Origin of the sequence: Pseudomonas helvetica, from assembly GCF_039908645.1 — a bacterium.
Classification (GTDB): domain Bacteria; phylum Pseudomonadota; class Gammaproteobacteria; order Pseudomonadales; family Pseudomonadaceae; genus Aquipseudomonas; species Aquipseudomonas helvetica.
Window position 1 is genome coordinate 1,084,692 of sequence record NZ_CP150917.1, and the last position, 15,707, is coordinate 1,100,398.

The 15,707-nt window shown below is 59.2% G+C and carries 13 protein-coding genes; 8 read left to right on the forward strand and 5 right to left on the reverse strand.

Annotated features, from left to right (window positions below):
• The 8 genes from ftsW (at nucleotide 1) to lpxC (ending at nucleotide 9,146) form a co-directional block, all read left to right on the forward strand.
• Nucleotides 1–1,212 (forward strand): putative lipid II flippase FtsW, encoded by a 1,212-nt coding sequence (gene ftsW, locus AABM55_RS04880; RefSeq protein WP_216741348.1) that lies wholly within the window; start codon nucleotides 1–3, stop codon nucleotides 1,210–1,212.
• Entirely contained in the window at nucleotides 1,202–2,272 is a 1,071-nt protein-coding gene (murG, locus tag AABM55_RS04885) for an undecaprenyldiphospho-muramoylpentapeptide beta-N-acetylglucosaminyltransferase (protein WP_054595715.1), read from the forward strand. Before ftsW ends, murG begins: the two co-directional genes overlap by 11 nt.
• Nucleotides 2,265–3,725, forward strand: coding sequence for a UDP-N-acetylmuramate--L-alanine ligase (murC, locus tag AABM55_RS04890; protein WP_054595716.1), 1,461 nt, complete (start codon nucleotides 2,265–2,267; stop codon nucleotides 3,723–3,725). The genes murG and murC overlap by 8 nt, the downstream gene beginning before the upstream one ends.
• Complete coding sequence (locus AABM55_RS04895) at nucleotides 3,722–4,690, forward strand: D-alanine--D-alanine ligase (protein ID WP_347928956.1); 969 nt, start codon at nucleotides 3,722–3,724, stop codon at nucleotides 4,688–4,690. The genes murC and AABM55_RS04895 overlap by 4 nt, the downstream gene beginning before the upstream one ends.
• Before the next feature lie 4 nt (nucleotides 4,691–4,694).
• Entirely contained in the window at nucleotides 4,695–5,561 is an 867-nt protein-coding gene (locus AABM55_RS04900; protein WP_054595718.1) for a cell division protein FtsQ/DivIB, read from the forward strand.
• Between the two features lie 14 nt (nucleotides 5,562–5,575).
• Complete coding sequence (gene ftsA, locus AABM55_RS04905; protein WP_347928957.1) at nucleotides 5,576–6,838, forward strand: cell division protein FtsA; 1,263 nt, start codon at nucleotides 5,576–5,578, stop codon at nucleotides 6,836–6,838.
• A 90-nt stretch (nucleotides 6,839–6,928) separates the two neighbouring features.
• Complete coding sequence (gene ftsZ, locus AABM55_RS04910) at nucleotides 6,929–8,122, forward strand: cell division protein FtsZ (protein WP_054595719.1); 1,194 nt, start codon at nucleotides 6,929–6,931, stop codon at nucleotides 8,120–8,122.
• Nucleotides 8,123–8,234: 112 nt separating this feature from the next.
• Complete coding sequence (gene lpxC / locus AABM55_RS04915; RefSeq protein ID WP_054595720.1) at nucleotides 8,235–9,146, forward strand: UDP-3-O-acyl-N-acetylglucosamine deacetylase; 912 nt, start codon at nucleotides 8,235–8,237, stop codon at nucleotides 9,144–9,146.
• Between the two features lie 351 nt (nucleotides 9,147–9,497).
• On the opposite strand, the gene AABM55_RS04920 is transcribed toward lpxC, so the two are convergent.
• From AABM55_RS04920 to AABM55_RS04940, 5 genes are all read right to left on the reverse strand, one after another.
• Nucleotides 9,498–10,283 carry an AraC family transcriptional regulator gene (locus AABM55_RS04920; RefSeq protein ID WP_347928958.1) on the reverse strand — a complete coding sequence of 262 codons (786 nt, stop codon included), beginning with the start codon at nucleotides 10,281–10,283 and terminating at the stop codon, nucleotides 9,498–9,500.
• Nucleotides 10,284–10,294: 11 nt separating this feature from the next.
• Complete coding sequence (locus tag AABM55_RS04925; RefSeq protein WP_347928959.1) at nucleotides 10,295–11,677, reverse strand: MFS transporter; 1,383 nt, start codon at nucleotides 11,675–11,677, stop codon at nucleotides 10,295–10,297.
• A 431-nt stretch (nucleotides 11,678–12,108) separates the two neighbouring features.
• Entirely contained in the window at nucleotides 12,109–13,611 is a 1,503-nt protein-coding gene (locus tag AABM55_RS04930; RefSeq protein ID WP_347928960.1) for a sensor domain-containing diguanylate cyclase, read from the reverse strand.
• A 149-nt stretch (nucleotides 13,612–13,760) separates the two neighbouring features.
• A complete protein-coding gene (locus tag AABM55_RS04935; protein WP_347928961.1) occupies nucleotides 13,761–15,080 on the reverse strand; it encodes an OprD family porin in 1,320 nt (439 codons plus the stop codon).
• 194 nt (nucleotides 15,081–15,274) lie between these two features.
• A complete protein-coding gene (locus tag AABM55_RS04940) occupies nucleotides 15,275–15,499 on the reverse strand; it encodes a hypothetical protein (protein ID WP_347929992.1) in 225 nt (74 codons plus the stop codon).
• Nucleotides 15,500–15,707: the final 208 nt, after the last annotated feature.

The following is a 15,707-nucleotide window of genomic DNA, read 5'->3' on the forward strand; positions in this document are numbered from 1 at the left end:
TTGAGAAATATCATCAAGCCGTACCCGTCGCCGATCATCACCGGGCGCGGTATCGACCTCGACTTCCCGATGCTCGCCGGTTGCATGGCGTTGCTGGGGCTGGGGCTGATCATGATTGCATCGGCATCGACCGAAGTGGCGGCAGTGCAGTCGGGCAGTGCCCTGTATTACATGATTCGTCACCTGATTTACATCGTGCTCGGCTTGGGTGCCTGCATCGTCACCATGATGATTCCGATCGCTACCTGGCAACGCCTGGGCTGGCTGATGCTGATCGGTGCATTCGGTTTGCTGGTGATGGTAATCGTCCCGGGGATCGGCCGTGAGGTGAACGGTTCGATGCGCTGGATCGGTTTCAGCTTCTTCAACGTCCAGCCTTCCGAGATTGCCAAGGTCTTTGTGGTGATCTACCTCGCTGGTTATCTGGTGCGTCGCCAGAAAGAAGTGCGCGAAAGCTGGATGGGCTTCTTCAAGCCGTTCATCGTGCTGCTGCCAATGGCCGGCCTGCTGCTGATGGAGCCCGACTTCGGTGCCACCGTCGTGATGATGGGGGCCGCGGCGGCGATGCTGTTTTTGGGCGGCGTCGGGCTGTTCCGCTTCACCTTGATGGTGATACTGGCGGTGGTGGCGGTGGTGCTGCTGATCAAGATGCAGCCTTATCGAATGGCGCGTCTGACCACCTTCACCGATCCTTGGGCCGACCAGTTCGGTTCCGGCTACCAGTTGACCCAGGCACTGATCGCCTTCGGTCGCGGTGAGTGGCTGGGCGTTGGCCTGGGCAACAGCGTGCAGAAACAGTTCTACCTGCCGGAAGCGCACACCGACTTCGTGTTCTCGGTTCTGGCCGAAGAACTGGGCGTGGTCGGCTCCCTGGCCACCGTCGCGCTGTTCGTCTTCGTGTGCATACGCGGCATGTACATCGGGTTGTGGGCAGAAAAGGCCAAGCAATTCTTTGCCGCCTATGTCGCCTACGGCTTGTCGTTCCTGTGGATTGGTCAGTTCCTGATCAATATCGGGGTGAACGTCGGCCTGCTGCCGACCAAGGGCCTGACCTTGCCGTTCCTCAGTTACGGCGGCAGTTCGTTGGTGATCTGCTGCGCCTGTCTTGGCTTGTTGTTGCGCATCGAATGGGAGAGTCGAACCCACTTGGGCAGCGAAGAGATGGAATTCAGCGAGAGTGACTTCGCCGAGGAGCCGACCCATGGGCGCTAACGTGCTGATCATGGCGGGCGGCACCGGTGGCCACGTGTTCCCGGCGCTGGCCTGCGCTCGCGAATTTCAAGCGCGCGGCTATACCGTGCACTGGCTCGGGACGCCTCGCGGAATCGAAAACGAACTGGTCCCGAATGCCGGCCTGCCGTTGCACCTGATCAACGTCAGCGGCCTGCGTGGCAAGAGCAAGCTGTCGCTGCTCAAGGCACCTTTTGTATTGCTCAAGGCGATCTGGCAGGCCCGTGCCGTCATTCGCCAGCTGAAGCCGGTCTGCGTCCTGGGCTTTGGCGGATATGTCACCGGTCCTGGTGGCGTAGCCGCCAAACTGGCTGGCGTGCCCGTGATCGTTCATGAACAGAACGCCGTCGCCGGTACCGCCAATCGGTTGCTGGTGCCGTTGGCCGCGCGAGTCTGCGAAGCTTTCCCGGACACCTTTGCTGCCAGTGGCAGCCGGCGCACTACCGGTAACCCGGTGCGCACCGAGTTGTTCCTCGATACAGCGCGTCCAGCCCTGGCCGGACGCAAAGCGCGTTTGCTGATCCTGGGCGGAAGCCTGGGCGCAGAACCGTTGAACAAATTGCTGCCTGAAGCCCTGTCGCAGGTGCCTGTTGAACTGCGTCCGGAAGTGTTTCATCAGGCCGGTAAAAACCACGATGAAGTGACTGCCGAGCGCTATCGCACGGCCGGTGTCGAGGCGCAAGTGCAGCCTTTCATCAAAGACATGGCCCAAGCCTATGGCTGGGCCGACCTGGTGGTCTGTCGCGCTGGCGCGCTGACTGTCAGTGAGCTGGCTGCTGCCGGTCTGCCCTCGATGCTGGTGCCTTTGCCCCACGCGATCGACGATCACCAGACCCGCAATGCCGAATATTTGGCTCGTGAAGGCGCTGCCTTCCTGATGCCGCAAAGAACGACTGGCGCAGCGGATCTCGCTGCACGCCTGACAGAGGTCTTGATGCAACCGCAACGACTCAACGACATGGCTGGCGCCGCTCGTCGCCTGGCCAAACCTGATGCAACCCGCAACGTGGTCGATATCTGCCTGGAGGTGGTTCATGGTTGAAAATCAGAAAGCCATGCCGCAACCGGAAATGCGCCGCATCCGTCGCATCCACTTCGTCGGAATCGGCGGTGTGGGCATGTGCGGCATTGCCGAAGTGTTGCTGAACCTGGGCTATCAAGTGTCCGGTTCCGACCTGAAGGCGTCGCCGGTGACCGAGCGTCTCGAATCGTTCGGCGCCCAGATTTTCATCGGCCACCGCGCCGAAAATGCCGCGACCGCCGATGTACTGGTGGTGTCGAGTGCCGTGAACCCTTCCAACCCGGAAGTCGCGACGGCCCTTGAACGTCGTATCCCCGTGGTGCCGCGTGCCGAAATGCTCGCCGAGCTGATGCGCTACCGCCACGGCATCGCCGTCGCCGGTACTCACGGCAAAACCACCACCACCAGCCTGATCGCTTCGGTGTTCGCGGCCGGTGGCCTGGACCCGACCTTCGTGATCGGTGGCCGCCTGAATGCAGCAGGCACCAATGCCCAACTGGGCACCAGCCGTTACCTGATCGCCGAAGCCGACGAAAGCGACGCCAGTTTCCTGCACCTGCAGCCGCTGGTGGCCGTGGTCACCAACATCGACGCCGACCACATGGCGACCTACGACGGTGACTTCAACAAACTGAAGAAAACCTTCGTCGAGTTCCTCCACAACCTGCCGTTCTACGGTTTGGCGGTGATGTGCCTGGACGACCCGGTGGTGCGTGAAATCCTGCCGCTGGTCAAACGTCCGACCATGACCTACGGCTTCAGCGAAGATGCCGACGTACGCGCCATCAATGTTCGCCAGCAAGGCATGCAGACCTTCTTCACCGTGCTGCGCCCTGATCGCGAACCATTGGATGTCTCGGTGAACATGCCGGGCAATCACAACGTACTGAACTCGCTGGCGACCATCTGCATTGCGACCGACGAGGGCGTCAGCGATGAAGCCATCGTTCAGGGGCTGTCGGGCTTCCAGGGTGTTGGCCGACGCTTCCAGGTCTACGGCGAACTGCCGGTCGAAGGCGGCAACGTGATGCTGGTGGACGACTATGGTCACCACCCGACCGAAGTTGCAGCGGTGATCAAAGCCGTGCGCGGTGGCTGGCCAGAGCGCCGCCTGGTGATGGTTTACCAGCCGCACCGCTACAGCCGCACCCGCGACCTGTACGACGATTTCGTCAATGTCCTGGCCGACGCCAACGTGCTGCTGCTGATGGAAGTCTACCCGGCCGGCGAAGAGCCGATTCCGGGGGCTGACAGCCGCAAACTGTGCAACAGCATCCGCCAGCGCGGTCAGCTCGACCCGATCTACATCGAGCGCGGTGTCGACCTCGCGCCTGTGGTCAAGCCGCTGCTGCGTGCCGGCGACATCCTGTTGTGCCAGGGCGCCGGTGATATCGGTGGTCTTGCACCGAAACTGTTGAATAGTCCGTTGTTCGCGGGTGCGGTTGTCGCTCCTAACGAAGGAAAGTTGAAATGACTGCAGCCTACGCCAACCTGTTCTCGACAATCGCTCCGAAAGACTTCGGCCGCGTGGCCGTGCTGTTCGGTGGCAAAAGCGCCGAGCGTGAGGTTTCGCTGAAATCCGGTAACGCGGTGCTTGAAGCGCTGCAGTCCGCTGGCGTGGATGCGTTCGGCATCGACGTCGGCGACGATTTCCTGCAGCGCCTGCTGAACGAAAAAATCGACCGCGCGTTCATCATTCTCCACGGTCGTGGCGGTGAAGACGGCAGCATGCAGGGTTTGCTCGAATGCCTGGGTATTCCGTACACCGGCAGCGGCATCCTTGCCTCTGCACTGGCCATGGACAAGCTGCGGACCAAACAGGTCTGGCACAGCCTCGGCATTCCGACGCCACGTCACGCGGTACTGACCAGCGAAGCCGACTGTATTTTGGCGGCGACGGAACTGGGCTTCCCTTTGATCGTCAAACCGGCGCATGAAGGTTCAAGTATCGGTATGGCCAAAGTGACTTCGGCAGCAGAATTGATCGAAGCCTGGAAAGCGGCCAGTACCTACGATTCGCAAGTGTTGGTCGAGCAATGGATTCAAGGTCCGGAGTTCACCATTGCGACCCTGCGTGATCAGGTGTTGCCACCGATCGCTCTGGGCACGCCTCACACTTTCTACGACTACGACGCCAAGTACCTGGCTTCCGATACCCAGTACCGGATCCCGTGTGGCCTCGATAGCGCTAAAGAACAAGAACTCATGGACCTCACGGCAAAAGCCTGTGAGGCGCTGGGTATCGCCGGTTGGGGAAGGGCTGACGTGATGCAGGACGCCGATGGGCAGTTCTGGTTCCTGGAAGTCAATACCGCACCGGGCATGACCGACCACAGTCTGGTCCCGATGGCCGCACGCGCCGCCGGTCTGGATTTCCAGCAGTTGGTGCTGGCGATCCTGGCGGCCAGTGTTGGCAGTCACGTAGAGCCGCGAGGTTAAGACCATGCAAGGCGCCCAGCTACGTCATCAGCCATCCGCACCCGGCCGCAAGCCGGTGCCGCGGGGTGCCAGCCGAATGGTGGCCAAAGAGCCGATGTCGGTGCGCCTGCCGAAAGCCAATTTTGGTTTTCTCAAAGCCTTGTTCTGGCCCGTGCTGTTGGTCGCGTTGGGGTTCGGTACTTACGAAGGTGCACAGCGCTTGCTGCCGTACGCCGATCGGCCGATCACCAAGATCAACGTGCAGGGCGATTTGAGTTACATCAGCCAGCAAGCAGTGCAGCAGCGGATCGCCCCGTACGTGGCGGCGAGCTTCTTCACCATTGACCTGGCGAGCATGCGTACCGAGCTGGAACAGATGCCATGGATTGCCCACGCCGAAGTGCGTCGCGTCTGGCCTGACCAGGTGGTGATTCGCCTGGAGGAGCAACTGCCCGTGGCCCGTTGGGGTGACGAAGCGTTGCTGAACAACCAGGGGCAGGCGTTTACGCCGCGTGAATTGGCCAACTACGAACATTTGCCACAGCTGTTCGGCCCACAACGGGCCCAGCAGCAAGTGATGCAGCAGTATCAGGTGTTGAGCCAGATGTTACGGCCATTGGGCTTCTCGATTGCCCGGCTGGAATTGCGTGAACGCGGCAGCTGGTTTCTGACCACTGGCGCGGGTAGCGCGGGCCCTGGGATCGAGCTGTTGCTGGGACGCGATCACCTGGTGGAAAAGATGCGCCGCTTCATTGCCATCTACGACAAGACGCTTAAAGAACAGATTACGAACATTGCGCGCATCGACCTGCGTTATGCCAACGGCCTGGCCGTTGGCTGGCGGGAACCTGTAGCGCCCACGACGGCCCAACGCGCTGTCGCGAAGAATTGAGAAGAGGCAGGACCATGGCAAACGTGCAAAGCGGCAAAATGATCGTCGGTCTGGATATCGGCACCTCCAAGGTGGTGGCGCTGGTAGGCGAGGTCGCGGCCGATGGCCAACTGGAAATCGTCGGGATCGGTACTCACCCCTCCCGCGGCCTGAAGAAGGGCGTGGTGGTGAATATCGAATCCACCGTGCAGTCCATTCAGCGTGCGATCGAAGAAGCGCAACTGATGGCTGGCTGCCGGATTCACTCGGCGTTCGTCGGTGTGGCGGGCAATCACATTCGCAGCCTGAACTCCCACGGCATCGTGGCGATTCGTGATCGCGAAGTCAGCTCGGCCGACCTTGAGCGCGTGCTCGATGCGGCCCAGGCCGTGGCGATTCCGGCGGATCAGCGCGTACTGCACACGCTGCCGCAGGATTACGTGATCGATAACCAGGAAGGCGTGCGCGAGCCTTTGGGCATGTCCGGCGTACGTCTGGAAGCCAAGGTCCACGTGGTCACCTGCGCGGTGAACGCTGCACAGAACATTGAGAAATGCGTGCGTCGTTGTGGCCTGGAAATCGACGACATCATTCTCGAACAACTGGCGTCGGCGTACTCGGTACTGACCGATGACGAGAAAGAGCTGGGCGTGTGCCTGGTGGACATCGGTGGCGGTACCACCGATATCGCGATCTTCACCGAAGGCGCGATTCGTCACACCGCGGTGATCCCGATTGCCGGTGACCAGGTGACCAACGACATCGCCATGGCGTTGCGCACTCCGACCCAGTACGCCGAAGAAATCAAGATCCGCTACGCCTGCGCCCTGGCCAAACTGGCCGGCGCCGGTGAAACCATCAAGGTCCCAAGCGTCGGTGATCGTCCGCCGCGCGAGCTGTCCCGTCAGGCCCTGGCCGAAGTGGTCGAGCCGCGTTACGACGAGCTGTTCACGCTGATCCAGGCCGAGCTGCGTCGTAGCGGCTACGAAGACCTGATCCCGGCCGGCATCGTGCTGACCGGCGGTACTTCGAAGATGGAAGGCGCGGTCGAACTGGCCGAAGAGATTTTCCACATGCCGGTACGCCTGGGCGTACCGCATGGCGTCAGAGGCCTGGACGACGTAGTGCGCAACCCGATTTATTCCACCGGCGTTGGTTTGCTGATGTATGGCCTGCAAAAGCAGTCCGATGGCATTTCCTTCTCGGGGATCAGCAGCAGTCGCGATAGCTACAACAACGAAGAGGCCAAAAGCCCGTTGATCGATCGCATCAAAAGCTGGGTCCAGGGCAATTTCTGAAGATTTACCGCAACACCGTGACACCGCAGCACCGTTGTACGCAGTAGGCGCAGTAGGCGAAAAAAACTAGAGAATGTAAGGAGAGGGAAAATGTTCGAACTCGTAGACAACATCCCCGCAAGCCCGGTTATTAAAGTTATCGGTGTTGGCGGTGGCGGCGGCAACGCTGTGAATCACATGGTCAAGAGCAACATTGAAGGCGTTGAGTTCATCTGCGCCAACACTGATGCCCAAGCGCTGAAAAGCATCGGCGCGCGGACCATCCTGCAATTGGGCACCGGCGTGACCAAAGGTCTGGGTGCTGGCGCGAACCCTGAGGTCGGTCGTCAGGCCGCTCTGGAAGACCGCGAGCGCATCGCCGAAGTGCTGCAAGGCACAAACATGGTGTTCATCACCACCGGCATGGGCGGCGGTACCGGTACCGGTGCTGCGCCGATCATTGCCGAAGTGGCCAAGGAAATGGGGATCCTCACCGTTGCGGTAGTGACTCGTCCGTTCCCGTTCGAAGGTCGCAAGCGCATGCAGATCGCAGACGAAGGCATCCGCCTGCTGTCTGAAAGCGTCGACTCGCTGATCACCATTCCCAACGAGAAGCTGCTGACCATCCTCGGTAAAGACGCAAGCCTCTTGTCGGCTTTCGCCAAGGCCGACGATGTACTGGCCGGTGCCGTTCGCGGTATCTCCGACATCATCAAGCGTCCGGGCATGATCAACGTCGACTTCGCCGACGTCCGTACCGTGATGAGCGAAATGGGCATGGCGATGATGGGCACTGGCTGCGCCAGCGGTCCTAACCGTGCGCGTGAAGCGACCGAAGCGGCTATCCGTAACCCGCTGCTCGAAGACGTGAACCTGCAAGGTGCACGCGGTATCCTGGTGAATATCACCGCCGGTCCTGACCTGTCTCTGGGTGAGTACTCCGACGTGGGTAGCATCATCGAAGCCTTCGCTTCCGAACACGCCATGGTCAAGGTCGGTACCGTTATCGATCCGGACATGCGCGACGAGCTGCACGTTACCGTGGTTGCCACCGGTCTGGGCGCGAAAATCGAGAAGCCTGTCAAGGTCATCGACAACACCGTTCACACCTCCATGGCTTCGCAGCCACAACAACAATCCCCTGCACGCCAGGAACAGCCAGCGGTAAACTACCGTGACCTGGACCGTCCGACCGTCATGCGCAACCAGGCTCAAGCCGGTGCTGCGACTGCCGCGAAGATGAATCCGCAAGACGATCTGGACTACCTGGACATCCCGGCATTCCTGCGTCGTCAGGCCGATTGATGGAATGTATCAGGGCTATGAAGGTGATTGGTGTTCAGCAAAGGTCTGGTCTGCTATTATCGCCAGCCTTTGTTGATACCAGTTCGCAATTTGCGCTGAAGCGGCCCAAGCCATGATTAAACAACGCACCCTGAAAAATATTATCCGTGCCACAGGTGTAGGCCTGCACTCCGGGGAGAAGGTATACCTGACCCTCAAGCCAGCACCTGTAGACACCGGCATCGTGTTTTGTCGTGCCGACCTGGACCCTGTGGTGCAGATTCCTGCTCGCGCGGAAAACGTTGGTGAAACCACTATGTCGACGACACTGGTCAACGGTGACGTCAAAGTGGACACGGTGGAGCATTTGCTCTCGGCCATGGCTGGCCTGGGCATCGATAACGCCTACGTCGAGCTCTCCGCGTCCGAAGTCCCGATCATGGATGGTAGCGCTGGACCCTTCGTATTCCTGATTCAATCGGCTGGCCTGGAAGAACAGGACGCAGCCAAGAAGTTCATCCGGATCCTGCGTGAAGTGACAGTGGAAGATGGCGACAAGCGCGCCACTTTCGTCCCTTTCGAAGGCTTCAAAGTGAGCTTCGAGATCGATTTCGATCACCCGGTGTTTCGTGACCGCACTCAAAGTGCCAGCGTGGATTTTTCCAGCACTTCGTTCGTAAAAGAAGTCAGCCGCGCCCGGACCTTTGGTTTCATGAGTGATATCGAGTACCTGCGCAAGCACAACCTCGCACTCGGCGGTAGCGTTGAAAACGCCATCGTGGTCGACGCGGATGGAGTACTGAACGAAGACGGCCTTCGCTACGAAGACGAATTCGTTAAGCACAAGATCCTCGATGCAATTGGTGACCTCTACCTGCTGGGCAATAGCCTGATTGGTGAGTTCAAAGGCTTCAAGTCGGGCCACGCACTGAACAACCAGCTTCTGCGCAAATTGATTGAGCAGAAAGATGCTTGGGAAGTCGTGACGTTTGAAGACGCCAGTACTGCACCGATCTCTTACATGCGTCCCGTTGCGGCCGTGTAAGCAAAAACCTCTCTAGTTTTTAAAGGCTGCCTTCGGGTGGCCTTTTTTTATGGTGCGTAAGGCATGCATGGCGCGTTGCGCGCAAACGCAACCAGCTTGGCTGTGGTGGCGACGCTGGTGACTCGGAGGTGGACGTCTTCTACACCCGACAAAAGGGAAGTGTTAGCCAAGGGCAATGATGCTGTGGACGGCCGTGCGTTATTTTTCGGTAGTATGCCAAGTGGCGCATCAGAAGATTTTCAGGGTTAACAGATCCAGGTCAAAATGGCTTTGCAGCATCACCAGCAAGATCAGTGACGTGCATGTCGCCTGACCTACAACCCCCGGATGGATCTGCTGAGCAGCCGGCAGTCATTGCTCGGAGCCCGTGCTCACGGCCTGCAAGGTACTGCGCACCTGGCCTGGGCTACTACCGGTGACGCGCCGAAACCAGTGACCAAACGAATCGCCCGAGGCAAATCCCAGGTGCTGCGCCAGGGTCTCGTTGGTGTTCTCGACCGCCAGGCCACGGTATGCCTCCACGAGCAGCAGACGGTTGTGCCAGTCCGTGTAACGTAAACCGGTATCCTTGCGAAACAGGCGCGCCAGAGTCCGCTCGGTGGCGCCTACCTCGCGACCCCATTCGGTCAGGTTCCTACGCATCCCAGGCTTGGCAATCAGTTGCTCGGTGACACGCTTGAGCCGTGCGTCACGCGGTAAAGGCAGGACCATATTGCTGGGCGCCAGTTCTTCGATGTCCTCGAACAACAATTGCAACATGCTGCCGCGCCGTTGTTTGGAAAGCGGCCGAGTGCTTTCCTCGGCCAATCGGTCGCACAGGGCGATGATCAGCAGGGAGGCATCGATCAGCTTGATGCTCGGAGAGAGGCGTTCGCACAGTTCAGGGCCAAGGTACAAGACCGTGAGGTCTACCTGTGTGTAAGCCTCACCAGAGTGCAAGGTCTGTGGCGGAATCCAGACCGCCATTCCCGGTTTGAGTAACCAGCGTTGCTCGATGGCATTGCCATGGAGCACGCCCTTTTTCACTAACACGAATTGCCCGAGATGGTGTCGATGAGGCTCGCTCTCCTCATCGGCCATCCTGCTCAACTGCCTTTCAATAACTAATGCTGTGTGATCCATGTCAGCGAAACGCATTGCTACTCCGTCTACCTTTTTTGCGGTCCGCCGCGCGAAGGCAGTCCAAAGGCAAAGAGTAAACCGACCGTCATCAAAAGACCTAGCAGCAGGAAAGTGACCTGGTAGGCCCGGTTGGGCGGCAGGTACAGCGCAATAGCCACCATCGCATTGACGCCGAACGCCGCGCCAAGGTTACGCAGAAATTGCACCGTGGACGTGTAGGCTCCCAGCTGATCATGCGGGGCGCTGTTCTGCGCGAGCACCAGGGTCGTAGTGGCCGTCAAGCCCATCCCCAGTCCGACCAGTACCTGGCCTGCACCAATGGCCAACCACTGCGACCATTGCAGTCCCGCAGCCACCCCTATGCAACCGAGCATCAGCATCGACATCCCAGCTATTGCCATGGACCTGAAGCCGACGCTCGACAGACGCTTGCCACAGACGGTCGCGCCTACCACCCAGCCCAACGCGGCCAGCATGATCAGCAACCCTGTCGACAATGCGCTGCCCGACGTACGGCTGAGAGCGATGGGCAACAAGCTGACCGTGGCGTACAAGCCGATGCTCGAGATAACCACCAAAGCCATGACCGCTCCCAGCGCTGGCCGATCAAAGAAACTCAACGGCACCGGACTGCCGGCGGGTGCCGCGCGAACTCGAGCTACCAGTGCTACAACACTGATGAGCATCACAATCGCCAGCGTCGATATCGGGTGCGGGATCATGTCAAGGTGCTGACTGCTTAACATGAACAGTCCTGCACAAGCGGCGATGGCCAAAAAAACCTGCGCTATGGGATCCACAGTCCTGGCTGATCGGCCTCGGCCGATCACGGGGGTGAAAAGCAGCACCATCAATGCCAAAAAGCCCAGTGGCAGATTGAGCCAAAAAACTGCACGCCAGCTCAAGGTGCTGCCCAGTGCCGTACCCGCTACAGGGCCCAATACTGCAGCCAGGCCCCAGACACTGCTGAGCATTCCCTGCATGCTGGCACGCTTTGGCCCTTCGAAGAGTGATGCCAGCATCGAGTAGGAAAGAACGATGATGCCACCCGCCCCGATACCTTGCAGGGCTCTGCCTGCAATCAGCATGACCATGCTCTGGCTACTGGCAACCACTGCCGATGCGGCGATGAAGATCAGCAGGCTGCCTTTCATCATCGAAGAAATTCCGAACCGATCAGCCAGTGCGCCGGCCAGCGGCGCAATCAGTGCCAGAGGTAGCAAGAAGCCCGAGACAACCCAGGGATAGAGCGTTGTGTCCTGCATTTGCGCATTGATCTGCGGCAGTATGGTGCTGACTGCAGTGCTGTCCATGGCAGCGAGAAACAGAGCGACGAGCACGGCCAGGACACTCAAGGAATGCTTCTCCTGGCTGATCGAGTCAATGGGTGCAAGCGTTTGCGGCGTCATGCCGGCGTCCTCAGTGGAAGTATTGGGTGTGAATCGCGTTGGCCCTGGAAAACTCCCACACGATGGCCGCAGTATCGAAATCCATGTGCTCATCGACATTGCGAATCAGGTCGTGCGACTGGAAGATCTCTTTGAAGCGCAGGCGGTTAGCGTTCCGCTCGTGCGGTCGCGACGGGAAATCAGCTTACGTAACTGCCTGGGTTACGAAAATGCTCAATCAGGACAACTAATCGAATGAAACGGACGATGGCCATCGGTCGTGCTTCAGCACTCTCGACGTCCTGACAGTGACTCAATCAACTGTCTTTTTTGAGAACCTGCATCCCGTAGAGGCTGCTCAAAAGAAAAAGGCCAACGCTCGGCGTTGGCCTTTCATGGTTCTTTTAAAAGATCCGCAGCCTGCGGCAGCTCCGACGACTGGCTGCGATCTTTCAACTGGCGACCACCCGGTTACGTCCGCGATGCTTGGCCTGATACAGCGCCTTGTCGGCCGCATACATCAGGTTTTCCAGGCTCTCGCCCGGTTGTCCTGTAGAGGTACAGAGGCCGATGCTGACGGTGATGGGGGACTCGTCGCCTTCGAACGGTGGCAGTTGCTCGACTGCAGCGCGGATATTTTCGGCAATTCGCAGTGCACCGCTTCTGTCAGTCTCGGCCAGCACCACGGCAAACTCCTCACCGCCATAGCGCGCGGCGAGATCGGAGGGGCGACGGATGTTTTCGCTGATGACCCTGGCGAGCACGCGCAAGGCATCGTCGCCGCTCTGATGGCCGTGGCGGTCGTTGAACGACTTGAAGTGATCGGCGTCGATCATCAGCACCGACAACGGTTTGCCCGAGCGCTGGGCGCGGGACCATTCATGGTTCAGGGCCTGGTCGAGGGTGCGCCGGTTAGCCACGCCGGTGAGGGCATCGATGGCGGCCTGTTGCGCCAGTTCCTGCTCGGCGTGATGGCGCAGGCGTAATTCGCGGCATAGCAGCAAGGTCAGCCACATCAAGCCGATACACAACACACCGGTTGCGCCACTGATCACGTACGCGGTGCGTCTCCAGCTGGCGAAGATTTCGTCCATGGAGAGCGCGACGCTGACCGTCAACGGCAGGTTGCCGACGCGCGAGAAGGTGTACAGACGTTCCTGGTGGTCCATGCTCGACAGGCTACTGAAGCTGCCACTGCCTTCACGCATGATGCGTATGACGTTGGGACGATTGCCGAAACTCTTGCCAATGCTGGCATCGGTCAGCATGGGCTTTTGCGCCAGCAGTATGCCGTCCTTGTCGAGCACGTTGAGGGTACTGTTGGAGCCGATGTCCAGGCTGCTGAACAGCTCGTCAAAGTACGCCAGTTGCATGGACGCGACGGCAACGCCAAGAAACTCGCCGGTGGGCGAAGAGATGCGCCGGCTGAAGCTGATGCGCCACTGATCGTTCTCGGGGCAGTCGCAACGGGGTTTGAACGGGCGACTGATAAACATCCCGCTATCGCTGTTGCCGACGTGAGCCTGGAAGTAGTCACGGTCAGAAAAATTGCCCTGTTTGGGCTGAATTGACGACGAGTTGGCGATTACCTTGCCCTGCTGGTCGAGTAGCAGTACATCGCCCTTGTAACGTGCGGTGCTTGCGCGGTCGAACAGCACCAGATGGCGGATCTGCGCCGAAACCTTCTGCAGGTCGTCACGTTGGGCGGCAGCGATCAATCCTTGCAGTGACAGGTCATAGAGCTCGACGTTGCGCAGCACATCGGCGTCGATCAGTTGCACGATGTTGGTCGCACCCCGCGTGGCCGCCTGCATGGCATTGGCGTGTTCGCGGATCAGCAGGAAGGTGACGATGGCGATGATCGCGACGACGGTCAGCGAGCTGCCGAGAACCAGCAGCAATTCCGGTCGGCGGGCGGAGCCTGTTATGGCGTGGTATGTGCGGTTTGCACTCATGGTTCTGATTTCTGCACAGGGACATCATCAGCGTAGTTCCCGGACACGCCGGGCGGCATTGCAGATATCAGTTCGTTGATCTCAGTGCATGTATAGATCCCGGATACAAAAAAGGCCAGCACCGGTGCTGGCCTTTTTGTGAATTTTTCTCAGAAAACGTTCAGTGGGTAGTCGACGATCACCCGGTATTCATCGGTGTCGGTATCCAGCGCGCCGTAGCCGTTGCCGCCGCGATTGGTGGCCCATTGCAGACGCACCGCCAGATCCTTGGCCGTACCGCCCTGGACCACGTACTTGAGATCGACATCACGCTCCCAGTGTTTGGCATTTTTACCCGCTTCGTTATAGAAGCTGGCATAACCGCGACTGTTCGGGTCAACCTTGGTCAGGTCCAGCGTGCCACGCGAATACGACACGGCGGAGGTCAGGCCCGGCACACCGACGCCAGCGAAGTCATAGGCATACTTGAGCTTCCACGAACGCTCGTTCGGGCCGTTGAAGTCCGAATACTGCTGTGAGTTGTCGAGGAAGATGCTGTCGCCCTGAGCGATGTAATCGAACGGCGTGTTGCCGTTCACGCGCTGGTAAGCGGCGGTGACGCTGTGGCTACCGACGCCCACGGTGAAGTGCAGGCTGTAGGTGTTGTTGTCGATTTTTCCGAGCAGTGCGTCGCCAGTGTCCTGGGTGTGATAGTAGTGCAGGCCCGGGTTGAGGCTGATCAGCTCATTGACCGCGTAGGTGTAGTCCAGGTCGTAGTAGTACTGGTTCCAGATGTCCTTGAGCTCGGACGCATAGAGGCTGCTGGTCAGGCCCGGCAGGCCGCTCCAGGCTACGCCGGCCCAGTTCAGGTGCTGGCTTTTGTCGCCGTCTGCCAGTTTGCCGTAGGACGTCCCGATACGCTGGTGCCCGCTCTGGTTGTAAGGCTTGGTGAAGCTGGCCTGGCCGCCCTCGATCAGCCAGCCGTCGAAGCTGTGGTTGGTCAGGCTGACACCGCGAAAGGTCTGCGGCAGCATGCGGCTCATGCCACCGGCGATTACCGGGTTGTTGAGGAACAGGTCGCCGGCTTTCAGCTCGGTGTCGAGGGCGCGCATTTTCAGGGCACCGCCAGCGCTTGAAAACGAGCCCGGCGCTTTGCTGTTGTCATCGCCGATCGGCAGGATGCTCGAACCACCGGTGCCGCCGCCACCGTCGAGTTTGAGCCCGAGCATGGCGTTGGCATCCACGCCAAAACCGACCGGGCCCTGGGTGTAGCCCGATTCGAAGATACCGAGGAAACCCTGGCCCCATTCGATGTTGTCGTTAGTCTGCTGCTGACGGTTGCGGTTCAGGTAGTAGTTGCGGGCATTGAGTTTAAGGCTTGCACCTTCAACGAAACCTTCGCGGCTGGAATCGTCGGCGGCCTGGACGTTTGCGGCCATCGTTGCGGCCATTGCAATGAATAGCGGACTGAGTTTGAGGGTGATGCTCACGCGGGGTACAGCTCCTTGGGTCAATAACAAGCGTTGTTATAGTTAATAATCCGGGTGTTTCTTATTGGGTAATAACGAAGGAATGCCTGACAAATACACAACGAAAAAAAGCCGCTGATAGCAGCGGCTTGAAGACAACTTCTCAAGGGAAAGAGCCCTGAGAAGTGTCGAGGGAAACTGAGTGGTGTTGCCGATCAGCTGTCTTTTTCAACCTGTGGTTGAGCCTGGCTGGCCGATGTTTGCCGGGTTTGCTCAGACTTCTGTGCTTTTGCGGTCAGTTCAGCCTGGGCCTTGTCGAAGGCTGCGGCACGCGCAGCATTATGCGCGACAAATGCCGGCGATTCTTCAGCCATGGCAAAGGGAGACAACAACAAGGACGACAAAACGAAAGCGCTGGCAATACCCATACTGTTGGACATCTTGAAAACCTTCTTGCTTGGCAAGTGCTGTTTGGTGTGGCCAAGGTAAAGGTCTTGGGGGGTGGGAAAAAGAGCGGATTGCATAAAGGACTGTTGCATCAAGAGCAACAGTCGCACCGACCTGTGGCGAGCGAGCTTGCTCGCGCTCGGCTGCGTAGCAGTCGTAATTCGGGGCAGGTGGTATATCTGATTAAACACGGTTGATTGT